Source organism: Kingella denitrificans ATCC 33394 (assembly GCF_000190695.1).
Lineage (GTDB): Bacteria > Pseudomonadota > Gammaproteobacteria > Burkholderiales > Neisseriaceae > Kingella_A > Kingella_A denitrificans.
The window spans coordinates 595464-621413 of sequence record NZ_GL870929.1; the positions used below are offsets into that span (position 1 = coordinate 595464).

The window sequence follows — 25950 nt, forward strand, 5'->3', positions numbered from 1 at the left end:
CAAATTATGAAGGCTGTCCGCCCAACTGCGACAAGGCTTGTGCCACGCGGTTGATGCTGCCTGCGCCCATGGTCAGGACCACATCGCCGTCCTGCAAAATGCTCAGCAGGGTTTGCGGTAGCGCCTGCACGTCGGCACAATAAATCGGCTCAACCAAGCCGCGCGCGCGCACCGCATTGGCCAGCGAGTGCCCGTTGGCATCGGCAATCGGCGCCTCGCCGGCGGCATATACTTCGGTCAGCACCACGCGGTCGGCGGTGGATAAAATATCGACGAATTGATAAAACAAATCTTTGGTGCGCGTATAACGGTGCGGCTGGAACGCCAATACCAGACGGCGGCCGGGATACGCGCCGCGCGTGGCGGCAATGGTCGATGCCATTTCCACGGGATGATGGCCGTAATCGTCGATAATCAGGGCTTCGCCGCCGGAAGGCAGCGCAATGTTGCCGTAGCTTTGGAAGCGGCGGCCGACACCTGCGAAATTAGCCAAGCCCTGTTGGATGGCTTCAATGGGCGCCTTGCATTCGAGTGCGACGCCGATGCTGGCCAGCGCGTTCAACACATTGTGGCGGCCGGGCAGGTTCAGGGTCACGTCAAATTCGTGGACGCTGCCGGTATGGCGCGTGTGCGCGGTGAACTGCATTTGCGCGCCGTTCGTGCGGACGTTGGTGGCGTAAATATCGGCCGTTTCGTCTTCAATGGCATATGTGGCGAACGGTTTTTTGATTTTGGGCAGAATGCTGCGGACGTGTTCGCTGTCCACACACAAAAATGCTTTGCCATAAAACGGCATGCGGTGCACGAAATCGATAAAGGCCTGGTGCAGCCGCTGCACGTCCTGCCCGTAGGTGTCCATGTGGTCTTCGTCGATATTGGTAACCACGGTGATGACAGGCGACAAATACAGGAAAGACGCATCGCTTTCATCGGCTTCGGCCACCAGATATTCGCCTTTGCCCAATTTGGCATTCGTGCCGGCGGCGGTGAGTTTGCCGCCAATGACGAAGGTCGGGTCCATACCGGCCGCACCCAGAATGGAAGCGGTCAGGCTGGTGGTGGTGGTTTTGCCGTGCGTACCGGCAATGGCGATGCCGTCTTTCAGGCGCATGAGTTCCGCCAGCATCATGGCGCGCGGAATCACGGGAATGTGCTGTGCCAAAGCAGCCTGCACTTCGGGATTGTCGGCCTTTATGGCGGTGGACGTTACCACCACTTCGGCACCTTCGATGTGTTCCGCCGTGTGGCCGGGAAACACGCGCACGCCCAAATCACTCAAATGCTGGGTCATGGCGCTTTGGCTCTGGTCCGAGCCCGACACTTGGAAACCCAGATTGTGCAACACTTCGGCAATGCCGCACATGCCGGAACCGCCGATGCCGACAAAATGGATACGTTTGATTCTGTTTTTCATAACTTCGTCCGTGTTTTTCAGTGCCGTTGCAAAACCGTGTATTTTAAAGTCTTATACGCACTTGCGCCATGCTTTTTTGTGCATTTGCGGCAAATTTTGCGTAATTTTAAAAAGCAGCCTGCACCCTACCGCTGCGCCTGCATGCGATGCCATTCTTCGATAATCTCGCGGTTGGACGGCGAAAAGACTTGTTCCGCCGCCAAAAGTGCAGGCTGCCACGCATAAGCCGTATGCTCAGACAGGCGGATGGGCGTGCTGCGGTCGATGCGGGCGGAAAACCAATGTTCGGTATTGTGCGTTACGCCGTCCACATAACGGTGCCGCCAATGCGCGTAAATTTCATAGACCACGCTGCGCCGCCAATCGTGCAGGCTGCTTTCGGCAAGCACGATGCCCGTTTCTTCGGCCACTTCGCGCAAAGCAGCCTGCACCGGCGTTTCCCCGTCTTCCAGGCTGCCCGTAACCGACTGCCAGAACCCTGCGCGGTCGGCGCGTTCCAGCAGCAATACATGCCCTGCCCCGTCGTGCAGCAACACCAGCACGGACACGGGTCTTTTGGGCGGTTTAGATGCAGGCTGCATTCGGTTTATCCTTCCTGTTCATTGGCAGAACGCGTGTCTGTCTGTTCGTGAATTTTCGCTTTGCGCAGCGCCAAATCGCTGGGCGCGGATTCGCTCGGCAAAATGCGTACTTCGCGCTGCGGATATGGAAACTCGATTTTTTCTTCGTTGAAGCGCCGCCAAATGGTCAGCAAAATCGAAGAAAACAGCTTGTTGAACCCGTTTTCCGGATCGCTCACCCAAAAGCCGACACGCAACTGAATGCCATTATCGCCGAAATTGATAAGGTAGGCGGCAGGCTCCGGCTCTTTGCTGACACGCTCCTGTGCCGCTGCCGCATCTTTCAGAATCTGCAAGGCCAGCGTCAAATCCGTGTGATACGCCACTTCCACATCCAGCGTTTTGTGCAGCGCTTTCGTGCTGTACGATTCGTTAATCACGGTGGAAGTAACAAAGGTTTCGTTCGGAATCAGCGCTTCCTCGCCTGCCGCACTGCGCAGCACCACGAAACGCGCCGTCATTTGGGTAACATAGCCCGTGAAACTGTTTACCGTCAGGCGGTCGCCCGGGCGGATGGAGCGGTCGGCCAAAATAATGAAGCCCGACACATAATTGCTAGCGATTTTCTGCAAGCCGAAACCCAAGCCCACACCCAGCGCGCCGCCAAACACCGACAACACGGTCAAATCAATGCCCACCAAAGGCAGCGCAATCAAAATCGACAGCACCACCGCCGCGCTGGAAATGATTTTGGACAGGACAATCCGCAAGTTGATGTCGATGTGCCGGCTTTTCATCAACTGTGTATTGAGCCAGCGCGCCAGCCATGTCATCAACAGCAGAATCACGCCGACCCACAACAGGCCGGTGAACATGGTCCACACGCTCAAACGGCTTTTGCCGACCGAAAAACTCAAGCCGTCCAGCCAATTGATAATCCACGTATCGACACCCGAAATCCACAGCACGAAACACAGCCACAAGCCGCCGGCCGCCGTGCGTTCCAGCCAGTCCATCCAATGATACGGCGGCGCCACCGCATGCAGCAGCGACAAACATAGCCGAATCGCCATCATCCAGCCCGCCGCCAGCACCAAAAAGCGCAGCCACGCACTGTTAAAACCCAGTAGCTGCCACACAATCTGCGCCACCACGCCGAATATCAGCATGAAAAACGGGAACAGCAGCCGCTTCAAACTGTGCCGCACCACCCACCAGCGGATGCGTTCGAACACCGCGTGTTGTTGCAGCCGTTCGGACAAACGGTGCGCCAGCCACACCAGCGCCAACGCCAGCAAAGCCTCGCCCCAGCCCGACGTTTGGCGGAAACTGCGTTCCAGCAGCCGCCCCATCAGCTCGTCGCGCTCAAATAAATTGCTAATGATTTCCCACCAAGCGTTTTGCGTCATAAAATCATCGGTTCCATTTGCAAATTGATATGGTGCGTTATTATATAGCAAACCCATCCAACGCCCAATTTTACCCACAAGATTTGTGGATAACTTTTGCTGCGATTGTGGAGAAAAAATAAAATTGCTTTTGCCGCCAAGCCCATTATATTTTTGCTTATTTTTTGTGCAAATTTCGCGTTGACAAACTTTGTTTTACATTTATTTATTTGATAAATAATGGATTATTTTAGTGCAGACTGCTTTTTTACATTGTAAAAATACGGCAGGTTTTGCTAATCCGTTGATAAAAATACGGGCTTTTTGCACACGGAAATTTTCTGCCGGATTTCCCCTTTCGGCGATATTTTATTGCGGTGCAAATGTTGCCCGTTTTCCACGCATTTTAATGTGTTGATATGGTCTGTTAAGGGATTTGCCATTATGAAAAAGCAGCCTGCACTCCGTATTTCAGGGTGCAGGCTGCTTTTGTTGCTTTTGTTTAATTGGCCGTCAGATAGCGGCGCAGCACATAAGCGGCATCGGGGGCGAGCACCGTTTGCCACGGCGCGCTGTAAATCCGCCAGTCGGTGATGCTGTCCGTCGGCAGCGTGTACACTTCGCCGCTCTGCATTTCGGGGATTTCGAACGGGTCGTTGTCCAGTTGCACGCGCACCGTGTCGCCGTTCATCTCCAACACGGTGAACCACATGTGTTCCACGGCTTGCGTGGAAGGCGATTCGCAGCGGATTTTGACGATATAGCCCCACTGCCCTTCTTCCGGCGCGAAACGGCGGAAGCATTGTTCCAGCAGCGGCAGTTTTTCAATGGCATAAGCGTGCATGCGCGCAGTTTCCAAATCAGACTTCAACAGCATCATATGGGTTTGTTCGTCGTCCAGCAGCACGCCCAAATCGCCCAAAGGCTGCGGCTTGCCGTCTTGGTCGGCAAATATCACCAAGGAAGGCTCGGTATGGATGTCGTCGTCCCGGTCGGACATATCGCCGCTAAACGGCAGGACTTTGTTGCGGAACAGGCCTTTTTTCACCGGTGCCAACAGGTTGGACGCCAAAGCCGTCTGCCACGGTATCAGCCGCACCGCAATCATCTGCTCTTCCGTGTACACGACCCACATCGGCTCGTCGCCGTCTTCGTACCACGATTCCGGGTCTTGCATCAGGCGCATGGCCACCGACTGGATAATACCTTGGCATGCCGACACCTGCGACCGCTCCACCCGTATGATTTCCAATTCCGGCATACCGAATTTCAGCAGTCCGTGCGTGTGCAGCCAATAATCCGCCGCTTCGGGGTTTTGCGGCGTAATCGCATGAATCACATAGCCCAAATCCAAGCTTGGCAGCGTTTCGGTTTGCGCCGTTTCCGCCAGCCACATGCCGCTCAGGAATATGCTCGCCACCATATCTTGCAAGGCATAGCATTCGCCGGCCAGCGCATCCATCACCGCCAGTTGCAGCGCCCAAGACGTTTGGCTGCCCAATTCATATTCGGTATCGAAATAGGTTTCGCATTCCATAATCTGCGGCGCGCGGTGCATTTCGATGCGCTCGTCTTCCAGCAGGTTGCGGTCGCGGAATTCGGCCGCTTCATACGACCACTCTTCCGGCGTGTCGTTGGCATAAAACCGCACGCGGAAAATGAAATGCTCCGTCTCGTCCCAATCTTCGTGGCCGCCGCTGATGACGATGTGGATGAAATCGCTGTCGTCATCCGCTTCCACCGCCAAAATTTCATCCACATCGGCGCGTTGCAGGATTTTCTCCAAACGTTCGCGCACAACGGCCGGCGTGGGATTGGCCAACGGTGTTTTCATGGCCGCCAAATAAATGCTGGGCGCTTGATAGTCGCCGTTTTTCAAATCTTCGTATATCGATAAATCTTGCATATCCATTGCGGTTGGCTCCTTTGCGGACAATTAAAAAATCAGACTATTATAAAAATGAACGTTTATCATCGCATTGCGCTGCCGCCAAGGCCGGAATTGCGGTGCAAAAAGCAGCCTGCACCCGATATCCGCGCGCAATGACGGCATTATACACAGAATTCGCCGTTGTTCCGCCCGAAAGCTGCTACAATGCGCCTATCCGCGCGGCGCAAAAGCAGCCTGCACTTTTTGGCCGTTGATTCAAAACAATATGTGAGAAATATAGAAAATGGAACTGCAAGAATCTTGGAAAAACCGCCTGAAAAAATGGCAAGAACAAAATAAGAAATCCTTTGCCGAGTGGTGGGATAAAAAAAGCAATTCAGCCAAAGTGCTATGTGCTGCAGCACTGTCTGTCATTATTTTTTTATTGATCTATTTTACTGTTATCAGATGCAGCAGCGAAGATTCTGCCGGATATTGGAACTTCATCATTCTGATTGTTTCCTCTCCCGTTGCTTTTGTGATTTGGCAATTTCGGGATGAAAACCAGCGCAAAGACATCAATTTGAAAGAATTTCAAAAACTGTCCGAATGGGTAAGTGGCACGCATTTGCCGGAAATCAAAATTATTAATAAAAACACAACTAAAAGCAGTTTTACAACCGACAATGAGTCCGCCATATTACCCGAGAAACAAATCACCGAACAAATAGAAGAATACTCCAAAGAATATGGGCAGAAACCCGATAACGCCCATTTGGGCACATTCAGCAAATGGAATGGTGCGGTTGCGTTGCAGATTTCGGCAATTTACAACCTGCTGCCGTTTTTTCGCGGCGATTACGGCGAAAGTTTCCGCCTGCCTGCTTTTAATCTGCTGAAATCGGCTTGGCAGTCAATGCAACAGGAAAGTTTGAATGATTTGAATGAACCGGGTGAGTTTTATCAACCAGAGGGAGTAATAATTGACGAGCTAGAACAAACAGCGCAAAGCCCTATGGGTATTGCACTAACTCAAGTTTTGTTAAGCCTGAACCGTGAAAGTACGCAACTAAACCTGCGGGATTTTCCGGAAACGTTGCCGAATATTTGTTTGGCAGGTATAGATTTTGATTTTAGCGAGATAAAAGAAAAAGCGAAAGAAAAAGCGAGAGATTTATCTCAATTAAATTTAGATAGTGCAGACTTACGTGCTGCTAATTTATGCTCTGTAAACTTACACGGTGCTGAATTATTCAATGCTAATTTATCCTATGCAAAATTACAAGATGCTGATTTATCTAATGCTGATTTAAGATATGCTGTTTTTACATGGAAGGAATTACGAAAAAGTAGATCACTACTTTCTGCAAAGATAAGGATAAAGAATTTCAGCAGAAATATTTATCCTTACTGGAAACAGACAGATAGTCAAATATGGGAAAACCTAACAGAACCCGAACAAAAAGAAGCCATGCAAAAATTCTGCAATGAAACACGCATGATTATTTTTGATGACGATGGAAACGTAGTAGCCAAACGCCAATCCTAACCAGCCTGCACTCCCTACCCATATTTTCAGCCAGCCTGAAAACACGCTACAATCCGCCTTTACCCGTTTTTACCGACACAGAGAAACCGACTATGAAAGCCTCCCAGTTCTTCATCTCCACCCTCAAAGAAGCCCCTGCCGAAGCCGCACTGCCCAGCCACAAGCTCATGCTGCGCGCCGGCCTGATTAAAGCCAACGCATCGGGCCTGTACACATGGATGCCGATGGGTCTGCGCGTGCTGCGGAAAGTGGAAAACATCGTGCGCGAAGAAATGAACCGCGCCGGCGCCATCGAACTTTTAATGCCCGTCATCCAGCCGGCCGACTTGTGGAAAGAGTCCGGCCGCTGGGATTTTTACGGCGACGAACTGCTGCGGATTACCGACCGCCACGACAATGAATTCTGCTTCAGCCCCACCTGCGAAGAGATGGTCACCGACATCGTCCGCAAAGAAGTTAATTCCTACAAACAACTGCCGAAAAATTTCTACCACATCCAAACCAAGTTCCGCGACGAACGCCGCCCGCGTTTCGGCGTGATGCGCGCACGCGAATTTGTGATGAAAGATGCTTATTCCTTCCACGCCGATTTCGCCTCGCTGCAAGAAACCTATCAGGCGATGTATGACGCGTATTGCCGCGTATTCGGCCGCTTGGGGCTGAACTTCCGCCCTGTGGCGGCGGACACGGGCAGCATCGGCGGCACGGGCTCGCACGAATTCCAAGTGCTGGCGGAAAGCGGCGAAGACGTGATTGCCTACAGCGACGCGTCCGATTACGCCGCCAACGTGGAACTGGCGCAAACCCTGCCGCTTTCAGGCAGCCGTGCCGCCGCGCAGAAAAATCTGGAAAAAGCGCACACGCCCGAAGTCAAAACCATCGCGCAACTGGTGGATTTTTTGCAAATTCCCGTGGAAACCACACTCAAATCCATTGTGGTGGAAGGCGAAAATGAAGGCGAATTGGTGCTGCTGCTGTTGCGCGGCGACCATGAGTTCAACGACATCAAAGCCGAAAAACTGGCGGGCGTGAAATCGCCGCTGACCATGGCGCAGCCCGAACACATCCTCGCCGCATTCGGCGCCAACGGCGGCTCGCTCGGCCCGGTCGGCTTCAAAGGCAGAGTGTATGCCGATTTCGCCACCGAAAAAGGTGCGGACTGGGTCATCGGAGCGAACGAAGACGGCTTCCACTACACCGGCTTCAACTTCGGGCGCGATGCGGCTGAACCCGAATTTGCCGACATCCGCAACGTGGTGGCGGGCGACCCGAGCCCCTGCGGCAAAGGCAGCCTGCAACTGGCGCGCGGCATTGAAGTCGGCCACGTGTTCCAACTGCGCGACAAATATTCCGCCGCGCTGAACGCCTCGTTCTTGGACAACAACGGCAAATCGCAAATCATGGAAATGGGCTGCTACGGCATCGGCATCACGCGCGTGGTGGCCGCCGCCATCGAGCAGAACCACGACGAGCGCGGCATTATCTGGACGGACACGATGGCACCGTTTGCCGCCGTGATTGTGCCAATGAACTACAAAAAATCCGAAGCCGTGCGCGAAGCGGCGGACAAAATCTACGCCGATTTACTGGCGGCAGGCGTGGACGTGCTGCTGGACGACCGCGACGAGCGCGCCGGCGTTCTGCTGGCGGACAGCGAACTGCTGGGCATCCCGCACCGCATCGTCATCGGCGACCGCGGCTTGAAGGAAGGCAACGTGGAATACGCGCGCCGCACCGACAGCGAAGCGCAAAGCGTTCCGGTGGGCGACATTGCCGCACACGTTGCCGCGCAGTTGCGTTGATGGCATGAAAACGAAAGCAGCCTGCACTCGTAGTTGGGGTGCAGGCTGCTTTTTAACGGGCAAACGGCGCAATGGTAGTTTGGGGCGAACCGTGCGGCGGCAGCCATCTGAAAGCGCGGGTATGGCGGCAAGACGCCATGAAAACCATTAGAATGCGGAAACGATGAATTCGTTTATTGCAGCTTTAAAAAGCAGCCTGCACCCCTAAAATCCGAGTGCAGGCTGCTTTTTCACGCCCAGAGCCACGCCCAAACCTGCCGCCCTTCACTTTGCAGCAGGATATAGGTCCGGCACGCGGCCGCCGTGGTCATGCATTCCAAACTGATGCCCAATTCCGCCGCACGCACGCGCAATGCCGCCGCCGCAAAATGCTGCCGTTTTCCCGTGCCCAGCAGTATCATTTCCGCGCCCGCGTCAAAAGCAGCCTGCACATCGCCGGCCGAAAAATCCTGCCATGAAGCCTTGTCCAACGCCACGGCTTTATCGGCCAGCAGCAGCGGGAACGCATGGCGCACCTGCGCGATTTCCACGCCCCCGTCGTCATAACTGTCCACCGGCACGCCGCCTGCCGAACCCATTTCCTGAAATTTCATTTCAAAATCTCCCACACAAAAGCGCGCAAATCGCGAAAAAAGGTGCATAACGCCGCAAAATCGGGTAGGATTGCAGGCGTTTTTGTCTATTTATTTTACCCTAATTCTGTTTTTCATCGGGAGTACTCATGCAAGCCATCAATATCGGATTATTGGGACTCGGCACCGTCGGCGGCGGCGTTGCCGAAGTCTTGCGCGACAACCAGGCCGAAATCGCCCGCCGTTTGGGCCGCCAAATCAACATCACCGCCGTGTGCGATTTGAATGCCGAACGCGCCGCACAATTATGCCCGCAGGCCGAATGGGTCGCCAATCCGATGGATTTGGTGCAGCGCGCCGATGTGGATATTGTGGTCGAACTGTTCGGCGGCACGGGCATTGCCAAAGAAGCGGTGCTCAACGCCATTAACAGCGGCAAACATGTTGTGACCGCCAACAAAAAACTGCTGGCCGAATACGGTAACGAAATCTTCGCATTGGCCGAGCAGAAAAACGTGATGGTGCAGTTTGAAGCGGCGGTGGCCGGCGGCATTCCCGTGATTAAAGCCCTGCGCGAAGGCCTGGCCGCCAACCGAATCCAATCCATTGCCGGCATCATCAACGGCACCAGCAACTTTATTTTGAGTGAAATGCGCGAAAAAGGCAGCGCGTTCAAAGACGTGCTGGCGGAAGCGCAACGCTTGGGCTATGCCGAAGCCGACCCGACGTTCGATATCGAAGGACACGATGCGGGCCATAAAATCACCATTATGTCGGCATTGGCATTCGGCACACCGGTGAACTTCGGCGCGTGCTATTTGGAAGGCATCAGCCGTCTCGACAGCCGCGACATCAAATATGCCGAAGAACTGGGCTACCGCGTGAAGCTACTGGGCATCACCCGCAAAACCGACAAAGGCATCGAATTGCGCGTGCACCCCACGCTGATTCCCGAATGCCGCCTGCTGGCCAATGTGAACGGCGTGATGAATGCCGTGCGCGTGCAGGCCGACATGGTGGGCGAAACCCTGTATTACGGCGCAGGTGCAGGCGCATTGCCCACTGCCAGCGCCGTGGTGGCCGATTTAATCGACATTTCGCGCCTGATTACCGCCGATACGGAAAACCGCGTGCCGCATTTGGCGTTCCAACCCAGCCAAGTGCAGGCGCAAAACTTCGTGGGCATGGACGACATCACCAGCAGCTATTACCTGCGCGTCCAAGTAACCGACAAAGCTGGCGTTTTGGGCACGATTGCCAATTTGCTGGCCAAAGAAGGCGTGTCCATCGAAGCGCTGATTCAAAAAGCGGTGCTGGACAACAATCAGGCCGAAATTGTGATTCTGACCCACAGCACGGTGGAGCGGAATGTGAAAACCGCCCTGCGCGCCATCGAAGCGCTGGACAGCGTCGGCGCACCGGTCACCCTCATCCGCATGGAAAGTCTGAATGGCTGATCAAGAACACGAAAAGCAGCCTGCACCGCCTGCGGAAGCGGACGGCAAAAGCAGCCTGCACAACGAAGCAGAAGCCGAACGCTTGGCAAAATCGGCTGCCAAACGCCGCACGCTTATTAACTGGATGCGCGTCATCGCCCTTTTGTTTGCGGGCTTCTTCTTCCTGAGCCAATGCGGCATGAGCAAGCATCAGGCCATTGCCAAAATCGTGGAAAGCTGCATTCAGAACGTGCCCGCCGCGCCTAAATGGCAGGCCGATTTGAAGCAGCGCGGCTTGCAAGACCCCGACGGCAAACTGGTGGCGCAATACTGCGTCTGCATGTGGAAGGAGCCTTTGAACCGTCTGGGCGTGAATCAAATCCGGTCGTTCGCCAAAATCAGCAGCGAAGAGCGCTTGCGGCTTTTGGGCGGCGAAGAAGCCTTCACCGCGCGCGATACGCAATGCATTGCCGATTTAAAGGCCGATTGATTGTGTGAAGACCATACCGCCTGTTTCGGGCGGTATTTTTACGGATACCGAAGCATGAAAACAGAAAAATCGTTACGCGCCCGCGCCATGGATTATGTGGCCCGCCGCGAACTGAGCCGCGCGCAGCTGCACAAAAAATTGCAGCCCTATGCCGAAGACGAAGACGAATTGGAGCGCGTGTTAAATGAATTTGCCCAAAAAAACTGGCAGTCGGACGAACGTTTCACGCAAGCATTCGTCCGCAGCAAAAGCATCAAACACGGCTCGGCGCGTTTGCAGCAGGAATTGAAGGCGCACGGCGTTTCGGCCGATTTGATTCGCGACGCCCTGCCCAGCCGCGAAGAAGAATTGCGCAATGCCATCGGCGTGGCGCGGAAGAAATTCAAGCAGCCTGCACAAAATTTTGAAGAAAAACAAAAGCAAATGCGCTTCCTGCTTTATCGCGGCTTTTCCAGCGGCATCGCGCAGGCTGCTTTGAAAGCTGATTGGGACGAAGAAGAACTTTGGGATTCTGAAGACTAATGTGCAGCCTGCGCCTCCAAATAGGCACGCAATGCCGCCTCGTCCAAATGCCAATGGCAGATTTCGTGTTCGCCGTGCAGCAGCACCGGCACCAACTCGTTGTATTTGGCTTCCAAATCGGGAAAATCGTCGATTTCGACAATCTCCAATTCCGCGCGGTATTCCGCCAAATACGGCTGCAACGCATCGCGCATTTGGTGACACAATCCGCAATAAGTGCGGAACATCAGTGTTAATTTCATGTTTTTATGCGCCTTTCGCAACAAATGGACGATGTATCGCTACACCGTCCATTTTGATGATGGGGAGATTTATACGATTTCCGCCTGCTCAATCACCACGGGTTCCACCGGCACATCGTCATGGTAGCCGTGCGATTTGGTCGCCACTTTTTCAATCGCGTCCACCACATCGAAACCGTCAGTCACGCGGCCGAACACGGCATAGCCCCAATCCTGCACCACGTGGCGGCCGTGCAGTTCTTTGGCGCGGTGGTTCAAAAAGGCGTTGTCGTTGGTGTTGATGAAAAATTGTGCGCTGGCGGAATGCGGGTCGGACGTACGCGCCATGGCAATCGTGTATTTTTCGTTGCCCAAACCGTTGCCGGCTTCGTTCTGAATGCTGTCGCGCGTGTCTTTTTCGCGCATATCTTCCGTCATGCCGCCGCCCTGAATCATGAAGCCGGGAATCACGCGGTGGAAAATCACGCCGTTATAAAAGCCGTCTTTCACATATTGCTCGAAATTGGCGGCGGTAACCGGAGCTTTTTCGTGGTCCAGTTCCAATGTAATCACGCCGAAATTGGTATGCAGTTTAATCGCCATATTTTTTCCTTAAAATCAATGAAGAGTTGGAGGGATAATTCTGTGGGTTCAACGCCGTTTATTGTCCGACGCGGACATTTTTAATCACCACGGGCTGCACGGGCACATTTTGGTGGATGAGGCGCGACGTGGTGCGCACCTGACCGATACGCTGCACCACGTCCATGCCTTTGGTCACATGGCCGAACACCGCATAGCCAAAACCGGCCGCGCTACGGTCTTTGTGGTTGAGAAAATCGTTGTCCGCCAGATTGATAAAGAACTGGCTGGTGGCAGAATTGGGCGCGGACGTACGCGCCATGGCAATAGTGCCGACTGTATTTTTCAGGCCGTTATCAGCTTCGTTGGTAATGGCTTTGGAAGTAGGCTTTTCAATCATGTCCGCCGTCATGCCGCCGCCCTGAATCATGAAGCCGGGAATCACGCGGTGGAATATCGTGCCGCTGTAAAAGCCTTGCTTGGCATAAGCCACGAAATTGGCAACGCTTTTGGGCGCGCGCTGTTCGTCCAAACTCAGTTCGATATTGCCCATATTGGTTTCGATAACGACTTTGGTCTCGGCTTGCGCGGTGAATGCACAGGCAGCGAGCAAGCCAGCCAACAGGTATCGGGTTGCATGGTTCATCACAATCACTCCTTCAAACAAAAAAGCAGCCTGCACATCGGCAGCTTTTAAAATCAACAAATCAATCAATAATCTACATTTCAGGCAAACGGCAAAAAGCAGCCTGCACTATTTTTTGCGGAACACCAAATCCCACACGCCGTGCCCCAAGCGTTTGCCGCGCGCTTCAAATTTGGTTTCAGGGCGGTATGCGGGCGTGGGCGCGAAATCGGCGGCGGTGTTTTGCAGTTCTTCGGGGAACTGGTTCAACACGTCCAGCATTTGCAACGCGTATTCTTCCCAATCGGTCGCCAAATGGATATAACCGCCGGATTGCAGCTTGGGCAGCAATTTCTGCACAAACGGCACCTGAATCAGGCGGCGTTTGTTGTGGCGTTTTTTGTGCCAAGGGTCGGGGAAGAAAATGTGGATGCCGTGCAGGCTGCTTTCCGCCAGCATATTCTCCACCACTTCCACCGCGTCATGACGCATCACGCGGATATTGCCGATATTGTGTTCGGCAATCAGCTTGCACAAATTGCCCACGCCGGGGCCGTGCACGTCAATCGCCAAAAAATCCATGTCGGGCAATGTGCGGGCAATTTCCGCCGTGGCTGTGCCCATGCCGAAGCCGATTTCCAAAACCTTGGGCTTCGTACTTTGGAAAACGGCATCCAAATCCACAACCTGCGGCCGATAATCCACGCCAACGCGTGCCCATTGCTCGTCAATCGCTTTTTGCTGCGCCGCGGTCATGTGCCCCTGCCGTAAAACAAAGGATTTAATCCCGCGACGGTGCGTCGGTTCGGATTCAGGTGTTACTGCTTCGGTTTCCGTGTTCATATCATCACATTTCAAATGAGTTAATCAATAGCTGACGCCGGCTCTGCGCGCCAATTCCAGGCCTTGCTCGCGGGTCAGGTAAACCGGCGGTTCGGGGCAATGGCGGCGGACAATCTGCCCGTTTTCAAACATAACCAATTCGTTGCACGCCAGCTGCTGCCAAATTTCATTGTCGGTCAAAGGCAGCGTGGTAATCACGGCAACGCGGTCGTCCGGCGTGGTCACGGTGGAAAAGTCGATTTCCAAATCCTCGTCCACCAAATGCGCGTGTCCGAACGGCGGCTGGCGCACAATATAGTGCAGCAGGGTACTGGCGTGGGCAAACATCACGTTGCCGTCCGACAAAATCATGTTGAACATGCCATATTCGCGCACTTGGGCGCACAGTTCCGCCAGTGCGTCGAACAGTTCGTCATTGCCGGGTTTGCGGCTGAAACGACTGCGCAGTTGGTCGAGCAGGTAGCAAAATGCGCGTTCCGAATCGGTACAGCCCACGGCTTGATAATAAGTTGTCTGCGGCTGGAATTCCGCGCTCAAATTGCCGTTGTGGGCAAAAAGCCAGTAGCCGCCCCACAATTCGCGCTGGAACGGATGGGTATTTTCCAACGTGGTACGCCCCTGCGTCGCCTTGCGGATATGGGCAATCACGTTGCGCGATTTGATATCGTAATGGCGCACCAACTGGGCAACGGGCGAATCGGCACAGGGCTTGTCGTCCAAGAACAGGCGCAGCCCCCGCCCTTCGAAAAAGCCGATGCCGAAGCCGTCCGAATGGTGGTCCGTCAGGCCGCCGCGTTTGGAAAAGCCGGCAAACGAAAACGAAATATCGGTCGGAAGGTGGCAATTCATTCCGAGAAGCTGGCACATAATGCGTTCCTTTTGGTTAATCAGCCGCCCCTTCGGGCATTCGTGGTTTTGTGCTGACGGAATTATAGCGTTTTTCGCCTTTTGTCGCTAAAATATCCCTTTATTTTTTACCATACACGGCACTTTGAATATGATTTTCCATCCTGATGTGATGGGCGTGAGTACGCTCGCCCAAAAAATCCGCAAAATCCCTAATTGGCCGGAAGCGGGCATCCTGTTTCACGATATCACTCCCGTGCTGCAAAGCCCGGAATATTTCCGCCTGCTGGTGGATTTGTTTACCTACCGCTACATGGGGCAGAAAATCGACGTGGTGGCCGGCTTGGACGCGCGCGGTTTCATTATCGGCGCCGCGCTGGCCTACCAACTGAACGTCGGCTTCGTGCCCATCCGCAAAAAGGGCAAGCTGCCGTTTGAAACCGTGTCACAAAGCTACGCGCTGGAATACGGCGAGGCCACGGTGGAAATGCACACAGATGCTTTAACGGCCGGCAGCCGCGTGCTGCTGGTGGACGATTTGGTGGCCACGGGCGGCACCATGCTGGCCGGCGTGGACTTAATCCGCAAAGTGGGCGGCGTGGTGGTGGAGGCCTGTGCCATTTTGGAATTTACCGATTTGCCCGGCGCGAAAAAAATCCGCGACCATAATGTGCCGCTGTTTACATTGTTGCAAAACGACGGCTGCATGTAATCCCACCAGTACAGGCTGCTTTTTCCAAGGCAGCCTGCACTTTTTATTTATCTTATTTATCGCCCCCAACACAATAGAGAGAGAAACATCATGAGCCACACCCGTTATTTAAAAGCCTTGTTCAACGATTTATGCAGCGGCTGGAAGCCTTTCGAGCTTTTCTGGCTGGCTGCCTTCCTTGCCGCGCAGATTTGGGCGTATTGGCGGCAGCCCGATTCCTGGGTGAGCATGGTGGCGGGTATTTCCGGCATCATCTGCGTGGTGCTGGTGAGCAAAGGCAAAATGATTAACTACCTGTTCGGGCTGATTTTTGCCTACAGTTATTTTTACGCCTCGTGGAAAGCCAACTTTTTGGGCGAAATGAATACCGTGCTGTATGTGTATCTGCCGTCCCAATTCATCGGCTATTTCGTCTGGAAGGAAAACTTGTGCCAGGAAGGCGGCGGCCAGGTCGTACAGGCCAAAAAACTGTCGCCCAAAGGCTGGGCGTTGCTGCTGGTTTCGCTGGCCGTCAGCACGTTTCTGTTTGCCCAAGCCCTGCGCGCGGCGGGCGGCAGCTCCACCAATTTGGACGGCCTGACCACCATGATTACCGTGGCCGGCCAGCTGCTCATGATTCTGCGTTACCGCGAGCAATGGATTTTATGGATTGCCTTAAACATCCTTTCCATCGTGTTGTGGGCGGAGAATCCGTCCATGTATCTGATGTTCGGTGCGTATCTGCTCAATTCTGTGTACGGGTTTTATAACTGGTCGCGCCTGCAAAAGGCAACAGCGTAACGCCGACGTGAAAAAGCAGCCTGCACCCCGCTCAACGGAAAGTGCAGGCTGCTTTCGGAAACCCGTCCAAAGCAGCCTGCACTGTTTAACGTTTATGGCAAGAATATCGGATTATTGCGCCGGCACGATATTCGCCTTCTGCATCAGCGCGCCCACGGCAGCCTGCACACGCTCTTGGCGCATATTGTTTAGCAAACCTTCACGCACTTTCTCAAACGGCTCCACCGCAATTTTGCGGCGCGTGCTCATATAAAACACCACAAACGCCTTGTTGTCCTCGTTCAATGCCTGACGCGTGAACTCGCCCGCCTTCAAATTCTGCACGGCGGCAAAGATTTTCGGGCGCGCCTCTTTCAAATCCACCAGCGCCATAAAGTCGCTAATGGCAGACTGCCCCGCCTTCACTTCCGGGTCAATGCTGTATTTGCGCGCCACATCGGCAAACGATTTTTTCGCCGCCAATTCGCGGATGGCCGCTTGTGCCTGTTCCGCCTTATCAGTGATGATTTCGCCGATTTGCACTTCGTCCGTGTTGTCGTAACGCGTTTTGATAGCGTTATAACGCTCCTGCAACTGCTCGTCCGTGACCGGATTTTGTTGAACGATGTGCTGCGCATAAACATCCATCAGCACCTGGTTCAAGAAACGCTTCCAGTTGGCTTGAAAATCCGGCTGTTTGTCCAAACCGCGGTCGCGTGCCTGGCGGCGCGCATCGGCTTCCGCCGTTTTGTAATCCGCACTCTGGTCGAGTTTCAGGCGGCGCGCTTCCTGCACCACCACGGTTTCCACCACCACTTCGTTGGCAATAAACTGGCGCAGCTCCGGGCTGTCTTTCACTTGGCCCTGGCTTTGCTGCTGAACAAATTTGGCGCGCGCATCCAATTCGTCGCTGTCGATTTTCGTACCGTTCACGGTAACCACGGTCTGCGCCATCAGTTGCGCCGACAACAATACGCCGGCCAATGCGGCAGCCATTTGGGTTTTCTTCATAAAACCTCCTTGTATTTAGTGTGAATGGAAATATTCGGACGGAGTGTGCGCCTGAATCGTAAGTGCGTGGATTTTGCCCGCCTGAAACAGAGGCGCCAAAGCAGCCTGCACTTTCCGCCAACGTGCAATGCGCGGCTGCCCGGCAAACGCCTCCGACACCACCAGCACGGAATAATGCCCGCCGCCTCGGTTGCCCGCGTGTCCGGCATGCAGATGGCTTTCGTCTTCAAATTCGAAAATTTCAGGGTTCATCGGCGCGAGCAGCTCGGCCATTTCCTGACGGATAGCGCTCATTTCGGGAACACTTTTTTAAACGGTTTAATCAACACTTCGGCATACACGCCGGCATCGACATACGGGTCTTGCCCCGCCCATGCCTCGGCTTCGTCCAAGCTGTCGAATTCGGCCACAATCAGGCTGCCGGATACCGCATCGGGATTGTCGGGCAAAGGGTTCGGGCCCGCGGTGAGCAGGCGGCCTGCGCGGTCAAGCTCTTCCAATCGCGCCAAATGTGCCGGACGGGCTTGGGCGCGTGCTTCGCCAGTGCCTTCTGCATCGGTTGCCAATAACATAAACAGCATTATTCTTCATCCTTCGGTAAGTGTTTGACAAGGTAAATGGCTTGCGCCAAGGAAAAAACAAGGGTCATGGGGAGATAACCCCACAGGCTGAACTGAACCCAAAATGCTTCGCGTTCCGCCGTGAACGGGTAGGCCACGGCCAGATTGACCGCGCCCAAGAAAAAGAAAAAAAACATCCATGCGAACGATATCTTGCGCCACACCTCATCGGGTAGCGTTACTTCTCCGCCCAGCAGCAGTTTCAGGCCGTTTTTGCCCATCAGCTGCATCACGCCGATGGCAGAAGCCATGGTCCACGGCAGGATGGTTTTTTTCAGCATGATGAAACTGCGGTCGTTCAGCCAGATGGTTAGCCCGCCGAACACCACCACCAAAATCAGGCTGAGCCATTGCGTCGGCGCCAATTTTTTATGCACGGCGAAGGTATATACCGCCTGAATCACGCCTGTCACCACGGCCACGGTGGTGGCGGTAATCATGTTGCCGGTGATTTGGTAGGCAACGAAAAACAGGATGACGGCAATAAAATCGCTTAATATTTTCATAATTTTGGCAGCGTGTGTGTGAATAAAAGCCGTTATCATAGCAGCGCAAACGCAAACTGCCTACTTTTTCGCGCGGATTCTTGCCTACATAAGCAGTTCGACCAGCAGGTTTTTAAACAAAAATCCTGCAATGCCAAGCCCTAATACCAAAAACAAGATGAACATGCCGAATTTGCCGGCTTTGGATTCTTTGCCCAAATTGTAAATAATGAAACCCAGAAAAAGCACCAGTCCGGGAATGAAAATACGCAATGCCCACATGGAAAATTCTGCTTCGGTCATGGTTTCCTCCACATCAATAAGTTGTTCGAAAAAAAGCAGCCTGCACTTTGAAAACGGCAAAGGTGCAGGCTGCTTTTTCATTATGCCTGACTGGCAGCCAATGCCTGCGCCAAATCGTTGATTAAGTCGTCCGCATATTCCAAGCCTATGGCGATGCGAATCAGCCCTTCGCGGATACCGGCGGCCGTTTTGTCTTCGGGCGACATTCTGCCGTGCGTGGTCGTCCACGGGTGGGTGATGGTGGAGCGCACATCGCCGAAATTGGCGGTTTTGGAGAAAATCTGCACGGCATCAATCACTTTCCAAGCAGCCTGCACGCCGCCTGCCACTTCAAACGCAATCACCATGCCGCCTGCGCTTTGCTGTTTGCGCACCAGTTCCGCCTGCGGATGGTCGGGCAGGCCGGCATAATGCACCGCTTGGATTGCAGGCTGCTTTTTCAGCCATTCGGCGATTTTTTGCGCACTGGCCGCCTGTTGCTGCGTCCGGACGAAAATTGTTTCCGTGCCGCTGAGCAGCAGCCACGCATTGAACGGCGACAAGCTCAAGCCCGCCGAATTGACATACAGCCCGATTTGTTTAATCAAATCCTCCCGGCCGCACACAATACCGCCCAACACGCGGCCGTGCCCGTCAATAAATTTGGTGGCCGACTGAATCGACAAATCCGCGCCGAAATTCAAAGGCTGCTGCACGGCGGGCGAGCAGAAACAGTTGTCTACCGCCAGCAGCGCGCCGTTGTCGTGCGCCAGTTTGGCCAGTTTTTCCAAATCGGCCACTTCGTTCAGAGGATTGGACGGCGTTTCCAAGAACAGCATTTTGGTGTTGGGGCGGATGGCTTTTTCCCATTCGGACACATCGGTTTGCGATACGAAGGTAATTTCAATGCCGAAACGCGCGATATGGCCCGACAGCAATCCTGCGGTGGTACCGAACAGGCTGCGGCTGCTGACCAAATGGTCGCCCGCGCTCAAAAATGTCAGCAAAGCCGCCTGAATCGCCGCCATGCCGGTGGCCGTGGCAATGCCGGCCTCTGCATTTTCCAGTGCTGCAATACGTTTTTGGAATGCCGCTATTGTGGGATTTGCCGTGCGCGAATAAGTGTAGCCCTCTTTGGTTTTGGCAAAGATGGCCGCCGCATCCGCCGCGCTGTCCGCCATAAAGCTGCTGGTCAGGAACAGGGCTTGTTGGTGTTCGTTAAACGGCGTTTGCTCTTTGCTGGCACGGATGGCAAGCGTTTGCGGATGTAGCTTCGACATACGGATTCCTTTAATCGGTTTACATGGGAAAGCGCTATTTTGCGCCTTTTCAGACACGGTTTCAATGCTTATAATGCCAAGTTTCTCAGACCATCAGCAAGGAAACACCATGAAATGGACCGACACCCAGCGCATCGGCGAAGAATTGTTCGACACGCACGGCGACAGCATCGACCCGAAAACGCTGCGCTTTACCCAACTGCGCGATTTGGTCTTGGCGCTGCCCGATTTTGACGACGACCCTGCCCGCTGTGGCGAGAAAATCTTGGAAGCCATCCAGCAGGTGTGGATTAGCGAAGCCGAATAAACCGCCGCTTCTGTTTGGAACAAACGTTTGATAATTTTTGTAAATTTTCGCGAAATTGCCATGATTAACCTTTAATTTCAAAAGGGAATATGATAAATTTCGCAATTGGTGCCCGTCATGGGCACGGATTTATTTTGTCTTAAATTCAATTTCTAAGTGGTTTTATTGATGACTTTATTACAGCATACCAAACAAATCTGCACGGGATTGGTCTTTAGTTTCGGCCTTGTTTCATCCGCCTTTGCCTACGATTCCGAAGACGTATTGGGCGATTTCCTGCAACAAAACTTTCCCGGCCAGTTCACCACCGTCCCTGCAGCCAACAATCACGCCGCACCCGCCGCGCAGCAACAGCCGGCTTATGCCGCCCCCCTGCTCAACGCGCAGGCTGCCGCCATCATGAATGCCAACACCGGCCAAATCCTGTTCCAAAAAAATATGAATAGCGTACGCTCCATTGCTTCCATCTCCAAACTGATGGCAGCCATGGTGGTTTTGGATGCGCGTTTGGACATGGGCCAGACCATCACCATTACCGAAGCGGAAATCGACCGCCTGAAAGGCACCGGCAGCCGTTTGAGCATCGGCACAGAGCTGACACGCACTCAGCTGCTGCACTTGGGTCTGATGAGCAGCGAAAACCGCGCCATCCACGCTTTGGCGCGCACTTATCCCGGCGGCATGAGCGCGTTCGTTCAGGCCATGAATGCCAAAGCGCAAAGTTTGGGCATGCGCCACACCCGTTTTTATGAACCTACCGGTTTGGATCCGCGCAACGTATCCACCGCATCCGACCTGCTCCTGATGGCGCAGGCTGCCGACCGTTATCCGCAAATCCGCCAATTCAGCACGGCCAAAAGCGGTCAGGTATATACCAGCGCGGGACGTGTTCAGCAGTATCAAAACAGCAATGCTTTGGTGCGCGAAGGCCGCTGGAACATCAGCGTGCAGAAAACAGGCTATATTCGCGAAGCCGGCCGCTCCATGGTGCTGAAAACACAAATGGGCCGCGACCCGATTATTATGGTGGTGCTGGGCTCGTCCACATCCACCACGCGCGTGAACGATGCGCGCACGTTGGGCAGCATGGTATCGCAATATCCGCTGTAAACCGCACATGACAAAAGCAGCCTGCACTTCGGAAATCAAGGTGCAGGCTGCTTTTTCTATATTTCCGTTTCGCCGATAAAATATACTGCAAAGGTCAAACTATAGTGGATTAAAATAAAAATGAGACAAGGCGGCGAGCCGCAAGGCGTACAAATTAAGTACGTCAAGGCGAGCCAACACCGTATCATTGCAATTTTAATCCACTATAAATACAAAAGCAGCCTGCACGCCCCAATGTCAAACGTGCAGGCTGCTTTTTTGCATGCCGATTAAGCAGAGGTTTCGATTTGGAACACCTGCCGCAAATACGCCAAAAACGTATCGTTGTCCGTGATGGTTTTACCGGGCGTGTCCGAAATTTTGGCCACCGACTGCCCGTTGCATTCCACCAGTTTCAGCACGATATTCAGCGGCTCGTGCCCCATATCGTTGGTCAGGTTCGTGCCGATGCCGAAGCTGGTTTTGAAGCGGTCTTTGAAATATTGGTGCAAATCCCACGCGCGCTGCAAATCCAAGCCGTCCGAGAAGGTGAGCATTTTGGTGCGGCTGTCGATTTTCAGTTTTTGGTAATGGCGGTATGCCTTGTCGCCCCACACATAAGGGTCGCCGCTGTCGTGGCGCAGGCCGTCGAACAGTTTGGCGAAATACAGGTCGAAATCGCGCAAGAAGGCATCCATGCCCACCACATCGGTCAGCGCAATGCCCAAATCGCCGCGGTATTCGTGCACCCACGCTTCCAAAGCGGCTTTTTGGAAATCGCGCAAACGCACGTCCAGCGCCTGAAAAGCCTGCAAAAATTCGTGCGCCATCGTGCCAATCGGCGTGAGGTTGAGTTTTTTCGCCAAATACACATTGCTGGTGCCGCGAAACACATCGGGTGCCGCTTGGGCAAATGCTTTCACCACATGCTCCTGCCATGCCAACGTGTAACGGCGGCGCGTACCGAAATCGGAAACCAGAAACGGCGGGTCGCCGGCCTGCTGCTGCCGGTCGTATGACTGAATCAACGCTACTTTTTCCTGCAAACGGCGTTCGCCTTCCACCAACACTTCCGGCGTTTCCAAGCGGCGGAAATACAGCTCGTTCACAATCGACAGGATGTAAATTTCGAAGAACATCGCCTGTATCATCGGGCCTTCGACACGGATGTGCAGCCTGCCCGTGTCATCGGGGCGGACGCTGACAAAGCGGCGTTTGAGCTGAAACAGTTCCAGATAATCGACAAAATCGCTCTTGATAAAGCGCAGGCTGCGCAGATACGATAATTCGTCCGGTGTAAAGCGCAGTTGGCACAAGGCGTCGATTTCCCGTTCGAAATCGGCCTGAATGTCCGCCAGCGGATACACGGTGGTGGCGTTGCGGCAGCGGAATTCGTACACGCTGTGCGTTTCGGGGAACTGGTGCAGCACCACTTGCAGCATGGTGAATTTATATAAATCGGTGTCCAGCAGTGAGCGGATAATGGCCATGGCGTTGTCTCCGTTAAGATGGAACGGGCATTGTAAACGATATTGCGCCGTTTTTGCATGAAAATTCAAGTGCAGGCTGCCTGCATGGGCTATATAATACAGGTAAATTTTGGCTAGATTTTGTAAGGACAGGATTCATGAACCCCGCACCTGACTCAAGCACCAAACCCACCCGTTTGCGCTACCGTGCGCTGGCCTATTGGCGGCTGATGCGCGCCGACAAGCCCATCGGCACGCTGCTGCTGCTTTACCCCACACTGTGGGCGATATGGATTGCCACCAAAGGCCAGCCGGAATGGCCGGACGTGCTGGCCTTCGCTTTGGGCACTTTTTTCATGCGTAGTGCAGGCTGCATTATCAACGACTGGGCCGACAAAGACTTCGACAGCCGCGTTGCCCGCACCAAAGACCGCCCCATGGCCACCGGCGAAATCACCCCGCGGCAGGCACGCAGGTTATTGATTGTTTTGTGCATCCTCGCCGCCCTCTGCCTGATTCCGTTTTCATGGCAGACATGGCTCATGTCGCTGCCCGCCCTGGCGCTGGCCGGCACTTATCCCTTTGCCAAACGCTGGTTCCCCATCCCGCAGCTTTATTTGGGGCTGGCATTTTCCTGGGGCATGCTGATGGCGTTTGTCGCCCTGCAAAACGACGTCCCCGAAGTGGCGTGGTGGCTTTATGCCGCCAACCTGTTCTGGACGCTGGCCTACGACACCGCCTATGCCATGGCCGACAAACCCGACGATTTGAAAATCGGCATCAAAACCTCCGCCATCACCTTTGGCGACTGGGACGCGGAAATGGTGCTGCTGGCGCATTTCACGTTCGACATCCTCATGCTCAAAGTGGGCTGGCTCATCGGCGCGACCTGGGTTTTCTGGACCATCTGGGTGCTGGTGCTGTATTGGCAATGGAGGCAATACACCCGCCTGTTCACACGCGACCGTGATACCTGCCTGCAAGTCTTCCTGGACAACAATAAAATCGGCGCAGCATGGCTGGCGGCGCTGGCGGCACATTTTGCCTATTTCTGATATTTTGCGATTCTGACAACCCCAAAAAGCAGCCTGCACCTTCGTTTTCCCAAGTGCAGGCTGCTTTCCCACACCGAAAAACGCCAATGACACACCCCCTGCTCCCCTTTTCCCTGCCGCACACGCCGCTCGCCCTCGCCCCCATGGCCGGCATCACCGACAACCCCACCCGCCGCACCGCACGGCAATGGGGCGCAGATTGGACCGTGAGCGAAATGCTCTCCAGCGACCCCGGCCTGCAACACACCCAAAAAAGCCGCAACCGCCGTAACCACGAAGGCGAAGACGGCGTTATCGTGGTGCAGATTGCCGGCAGCGACCCCGAACAAATGGCGCACGCCGCGCGGCACAACGCCGAACACGGCGCGCAAATCATCGACATCAACATGGGCTGCCCCGTCAAAAAAGTGTGCAACGTGCTGGCCGGTAGCGCATTGCTGCAAAACGAACCGCTGGTCGAACGCATCCTGCACGCCGTCGTCCGAAACGCAGGCGTGCCCGTCACCCTGAAAACGCGGCTCGGCTGGGACGACGAACACCGCAACATCCTCACCATCGCCAAAATGGCGGAACAGGCAGGCATTGCCGCATTGGCTATCCACGGCCGCACGCGCACGCAAATGTATCAGGGCAACGCGGAATACGACCTTATCGCCCAAGTCAAACACACTGTGTCCCTGCCCGTTTGGGTGAACGGCGACATCGACAGCCCGCAAAAAGCCGCCCGCGTGTTGCAGCAGACACAGGCCGACGGCGTGATGGTCGGACGCGCTGCGCAAGGCCAGCCGTGGATTTTCCGCGACATCGCCCAATTCCTGCAACACGGCCGCATTCCCGAAGCACCCGTGTTTGACGAAGCCGCCGACACCGTGCTGGCACACATTGCCGCGCTGCACCGCTTTTACGGCGACACCGCCGGCACCCGCATTGCCCGCAAGCACATCGCCTGGTATCTGCGCCGCCTGGCCGACGGCGAAAGCTGCCGCAAACACATCAACCAAATCGGCAATGCGGCCGAGCAATACGACACGCTGGCGCAATTCCTGCAACGGCAGAAAGCGCTTTACACGCACTGGCCGCGCGATTACGCATCGTAAAACGTGCAGGCTGCTTTTGAAGTGCGGAAAAAATCGGCAAAAAGCAGCCTGCATACACCAACACAGGAACAACCCATGTTTACCACATACGATTTACGTCATTTCCTAGAAGGCTTGGCCATCCTGTTCGCAATCGGCTATTGGGGCACCATGCTGCTGTTGCTTTGGTTTCTCGTCCGCTTCGCCTACAAAAAGCCCAAACGGAACGCCGGTAAAATCCTTTCAGGCAGCCTAACCGCCGCCGTTATCCTGCTGCTGTTTGTTTGGATTATTCCCAAACAATTCGGCCCGAGCAAAGAAGAAATACAGGCACAAGAAGAATGGGACAGAAAATATAAAGAAGCCGAAGCCGTATTTAACGAACAATGCAAAACGGCGGGGGAAAAGATTTACCGAACGGTGGACAATGTGGAAGGGATTATGCTGTTGAAGGTAGTAGCTGAGAGTACCGTTTCGGTAGATGCCCAAAATAAAGATCCAATGTGGGACAATGCGACTTTACAGACCAGCGAAGGAAAGGAATTCATTGCCGAATTTCTAGGATTTTATGGCAGTAAGAGATACCACTATGTGGATGTCCTGCAACCCAACCATTCCGATATTATTCGGTATTCAGGCAAAGATTTTCCGCTCAACCAAACACTTAACCCTAGACACCCCGCCCGTTATGCAGTAACGTTCGAAAACAATGTCGATCCCAAGCTGCGCAGGCACTGGGTGGCAGGTGCGACCATACAGATTATCGACCGCCAAACTAACGAAGTGATTGCCGAAAAGACCATCTATGCCTTTGAAAAAGGCTTGGGTAGCACGGGTGGGGCAAGAATGCCGTGGGCATTTGCCGTCAGGTGTGCCAATCAAGAATTTTCCAATAGACATCCGATAACCAGTTTTTTAACCAAAGTAGTAAAACCCAAATAGGAGACTAAAAATGTCAAACACTGATACCCAAAACACCAATATCCCAAATGCGGCAACCCTTTTGGAGTTTGCCAGTGTGCAGCGAGCCGCCCGCCGCCCCCAATATCCCGCCCAGACAGCCTGAAAAACCGTTTGCCCGTGCA

The 25950-nt window shown here is 54.1% G+C and carries 29 protein-coding genes; 12 read left to right on the forward strand and 17 right to left on the reverse strand.

The window, feature by feature from the left end:
• Positions 1 to 4: 4 nt before the first annotated feature.
• From murC to HMPREF9098_RS02915, 4 genes are all read right to left on the reverse strand, one after another.
• A complete protein-coding gene (gene murC / locus HMPREF9098_RS02900) occupies positions 5 to 1414 on the reverse strand; it encodes a UDP-N-acetylmuramate--L-alanine ligase (protein WP_003781841.1) in 1410 nt (469 codons plus the stop codon).
• A gap of 125 nt (positions 1415 to 1539) precedes the next feature.
• Positions 1540 to 1995, reverse strand: coding sequence for a dihydroneopterin triphosphate diphosphatase (gene nudB / locus HMPREF9098_RS02905; RefSeq protein ID WP_003781842.1), 456 nt, complete (start codon positions 1993 to 1995; stop codon positions 1540 to 1542).
• A gap of 5 nt (positions 1996 to 2000) precedes the next feature.
• Entirely contained in the window at positions 2001 to 3383 is a 1383-nt protein-coding gene (locus HMPREF9098_RS02910; protein ID WP_040564214.1) for a mechanosensitive ion channel family protein, read from the reverse strand.
• A 481-nt stretch (positions 3384 to 3864) separates the two neighbouring features.
• The gene (locus HMPREF9098_RS02915; RefSeq protein WP_003781845.1) at positions 3865 to 5274 is read right to left on the reverse strand and encodes a DUF4026 domain-containing protein; all 1410 of its coding nucleotides are present in this window, start codon (positions 5272 to 5274) and stop codon (positions 3865 to 3867) included.
• A 262-nt stretch (positions 5275 to 5536) separates the two neighbouring features.
• Between HMPREF9098_RS02915 and HMPREF9098_RS02920 the strand changes: the two genes are divergently transcribed.
• The gene (locus HMPREF9098_RS02920) at positions 5537 to 6781 is read left to right on the forward strand and encodes a pentapeptide repeat-containing protein (RefSeq protein WP_003781848.1); all 1245 of its coding nucleotides are present in this window, start codon (positions 5537 to 5539) and stop codon (positions 6779 to 6781) included.
• Between the two features lie 92 nt (positions 6782 to 6873).
• Positions 6874 to 8583, forward strand: a complete 1710-nt coding sequence (locus HMPREF9098_RS02925; RefSeq protein WP_003781849.1) for a proline--tRNA ligase — start codon at positions 6874 to 6876, stop codon at positions 8581 to 8583.
• A gap of 230 nt (positions 8584 to 8813) precedes the next feature.
• On the opposite strand, the gene HMPREF9098_RS02930 is transcribed toward HMPREF9098_RS02925, so the two are convergent.
• Positions 8814 to 9176, reverse strand: a complete 363-nt coding sequence (locus HMPREF9098_RS02930) for an Mth938-like domain-containing protein (RefSeq protein WP_003781852.1) — start codon at positions 9174 to 9176, stop codon at positions 8814 to 8816.
• Between the two features lie 128 nt (positions 9177 to 9304).
• On the opposite strand from HMPREF9098_RS02930, the gene HMPREF9098_RS02935 reads away from it, so the two are divergent.
• Genes HMPREF9098_RS02935 through recX form a run of 3 tightly spaced genes read left to right on the forward strand, consistent with a single transcriptional unit; the run spans position 9305 to position 11603 of the window.
• Entirely contained in the window at positions 9305 to 10612 is a 1308-nt protein-coding gene (locus tag HMPREF9098_RS02935) for a homoserine dehydrogenase (RefSeq protein ID WP_003781854.1), read from the forward strand.
• Positions 10605 to 11081 (forward strand): hypothetical protein, encoded by a 477-nt coding sequence (locus tag HMPREF9098_RS02940; RefSeq protein WP_003781855.1) that lies wholly within the window; start codon positions 10605 to 10607, stop codon positions 11079 to 11081. The genes HMPREF9098_RS02935 and HMPREF9098_RS02940 overlap by 8 nt, the downstream gene beginning before the upstream one ends.
• Before the next feature lie 54 nt (positions 11082 to 11135).
• Entirely contained in the window at positions 11136 to 11603 is a 468-nt protein-coding gene (gene recX, locus HMPREF9098_RS02945) for a recombination regulator RecX (RefSeq protein ID WP_003781858.1), read from the forward strand.
• Here recX and HMPREF9098_RS02950 read toward each other — a convergent pair.
• The 5 genes from HMPREF9098_RS02950 to HMPREF9098_RS02970 all read right to left on the reverse strand — a co-directional run bounded on the left by HMPREF9098_RS02950 (position 11600) and on the right by HMPREF9098_RS02970 (position 14741).
• Positions 11600 to 11845: a glutaredoxin family protein gene (locus HMPREF9098_RS02950; RefSeq protein WP_003781860.1), complete on the reverse strand. Its 246-nt coding sequence runs from the start codon at positions 11843 to 11845 to the stop codon at positions 11600 to 11602. The two genes, recX and HMPREF9098_RS02950, sit on opposite strands and share 4 nt — an antisense overlap.
• Before the next feature lie 69 nt (positions 11846 to 11914).
• Positions 11915 to 12427 (reverse strand): peptidylprolyl isomerase, encoded by a 513-nt coding sequence (locus tag HMPREF9098_RS02955; RefSeq protein ID WP_003781862.1) that lies wholly within the window; start codon positions 12425 to 12427, stop codon positions 11915 to 11917.
• A gap of 58 nt (positions 12428 to 12485) precedes the next feature.
• Positions 12486 to 13052: a peptidylprolyl isomerase gene (locus HMPREF9098_RS02960; protein ID WP_040564641.1), complete on the reverse strand. Its 567-nt coding sequence runs from the start codon at positions 13050 to 13052 to the stop codon at positions 12486 to 12488.
• Positions 13053 to 13160: 108 nt separating this feature from the next.
• Complete coding sequence (gene trmB / locus HMPREF9098_RS02965) at positions 13161 to 13874, reverse strand: tRNA (guanosine(46)-N7)-methyltransferase TrmB (protein ID WP_003781866.1); 714 nt, start codon at positions 13872 to 13874, stop codon at positions 13161 to 13163.
• A 24-nt stretch (positions 13875 to 13898) separates the two neighbouring features.
• Complete coding sequence (locus HMPREF9098_RS02970) at positions 13899 to 14741, reverse strand: class II glutamine amidotransferase (RefSeq protein ID WP_040564215.1); 843 nt, start codon at positions 14739 to 14741, stop codon at positions 13899 to 13901.
• Positions 14742 to 14871: 130 nt separating this feature from the next.
• On the opposite strand from HMPREF9098_RS02970, the gene HMPREF9098_RS02975 reads away from it, so the two are divergent.
• The gene (locus HMPREF9098_RS02975; protein ID WP_003781871.1) at positions 14872 to 15432 is read left to right on the forward strand and encodes an adenine phosphoribosyltransferase; all 561 of its coding nucleotides are present in this window, start codon (positions 14872 to 14874) and stop codon (positions 15430 to 15432) included.
• Positions 15433 to 15522: 90 nt separating this feature from the next.
• Positions 15523 to 16212: a nicotinamide riboside transporter PnuC gene (gene pnuC, locus HMPREF9098_RS02980; protein ID WP_003781873.1), complete on the forward strand. Its 690-nt coding sequence runs from the start codon at positions 15523 to 15525 to the stop codon at positions 16210 to 16212.
• Between the two features lie 111 nt (positions 16213 to 16323).
• Here the strand turns inward: pnuC and HMPREF9098_RS02985 are convergent, their stop codons facing one another.
• The 6 genes from HMPREF9098_RS02985 to metZ form a co-directional block, all read right to left on the reverse strand.
• Positions 16324 to 17202, reverse strand: a complete 879-nt coding sequence (locus HMPREF9098_RS02985; RefSeq protein ID WP_003781875.1) for a peptidylprolyl isomerase — start codon at positions 17200 to 17202, stop codon at positions 16324 to 16326.
• 15 nt (positions 17203 to 17217) lie between these two features.
• Positions 17218 to 17496 (reverse strand): BolA family protein, encoded by a 279-nt coding sequence (locus HMPREF9098_RS02990; protein WP_003781876.1) that lies wholly within the window; start codon positions 17494 to 17496, stop codon positions 17218 to 17220.
• Entirely contained in the window at positions 17493 to 17786 is a 294-nt protein-coding gene (locus HMPREF9098_RS02995) for a YciI family protein (RefSeq protein WP_094576274.1), read from the reverse strand. The genes HMPREF9098_RS02990 and HMPREF9098_RS02995 overlap by 4 nt, the downstream gene beginning before the upstream one ends.
• Entirely contained in the window at positions 17783 to 18328 is a 546-nt protein-coding gene (locus HMPREF9098_RS03000; RefSeq protein WP_040564643.1) for an inner membrane-spanning protein YciB, read from the reverse strand. Before HMPREF9098_RS03000 ends, HMPREF9098_RS02995 begins: the two co-directional genes overlap by 4 nt.
• Before the next feature lie 84 nt (positions 18329 to 18412).
• Positions 18413 to 18610: a DUF2788 domain-containing protein gene (locus tag HMPREF9098_RS03005; RefSeq protein ID WP_040564645.1), complete on the reverse strand. Its 198-nt coding sequence runs from the start codon at positions 18608 to 18610 to the stop codon at positions 18413 to 18415.
• 80 nt (positions 18611 to 18690) lie between these two features.
• Positions 18691 to 19869: an O-succinylhomoserine sulfhydrylase gene (gene metZ / locus HMPREF9098_RS03010; protein WP_003781885.1), complete on the reverse strand. Its 1179-nt coding sequence runs from the start codon at positions 19867 to 19869 to the stop codon at positions 18691 to 18693.
• A gap of 109 nt (positions 19870 to 19978) precedes the next feature.
• On the opposite strand from metZ, the gene iscX reads away from it, so the two are divergent.
• Positions 19979 to 20176: a Fe-S cluster assembly protein IscX gene (gene iscX / locus HMPREF9098_RS03015; protein WP_040564216.1), complete on the forward strand. Its 198-nt coding sequence runs from the start codon at positions 19979 to 19981 to the stop codon at positions 20174 to 20176.
• A gap of 168 nt (positions 20177 to 20344) precedes the next feature.
• Complete coding sequence (locus HMPREF9098_RS03020; RefSeq protein WP_040564647.1) at positions 20345 to 21286, forward strand: D-alanyl-D-alanine carboxypeptidase family protein; 942 nt, start codon at positions 20345 to 20347, stop codon at positions 21284 to 21286.
• A 269-nt stretch (positions 21287 to 21555) separates the two neighbouring features.
• Here HMPREF9098_RS03020 and pncB read toward each other — a convergent pair whose 3' ends face one another.
• On the reverse strand, positions 21556 to 22755 hold the full coding sequence (pncB, locus tag HMPREF9098_RS03025) for a nicotinate phosphoribosyltransferase (protein WP_003781891.1): 1200 nt from the start codon (positions 22753 to 22755) through the stop codon (positions 21556 to 21558).
• Positions 22756 to 22892: 137 nt separating this feature from the next.
• Here pncB and ubiA point away from each other — a divergent pair, with 137 nt between their 5' ends.
• The 3 genes from ubiA to HMPREF9098_RS12190 all read left to right on the forward strand — a co-directional run bounded on the left by ubiA (position 22893) and on the right by HMPREF9098_RS12190 (position 25807).
• A complete protein-coding gene (ubiA, locus tag HMPREF9098_RS03030) occupies positions 22893 to 23789 on the forward strand; it encodes a 4-hydroxybenzoate octaprenyltransferase (RefSeq protein WP_040564217.1) in 897 nt (298 codons plus the stop codon).
• Positions 23790 to 23875: 86 nt separating this feature from the next.
• Positions 23876 to 24886: a tRNA dihydrouridine synthase DusB gene (gene dusB / locus HMPREF9098_RS03035; RefSeq protein ID WP_003781895.1), complete on the forward strand. Its 1011-nt coding sequence runs from the start codon at positions 23876 to 23878 to the stop codon at positions 24884 to 24886.
• A gap of 75 nt (positions 24887 to 24961) precedes the next feature.
• Entirely contained in the window at positions 24962 to 25807 is an 846-nt protein-coding gene (locus HMPREF9098_RS12190; RefSeq protein ID WP_003781897.1) for a hypothetical protein, read from the forward strand.
• Positions 25808 to 25950: the final 143 nt, after the last annotated feature.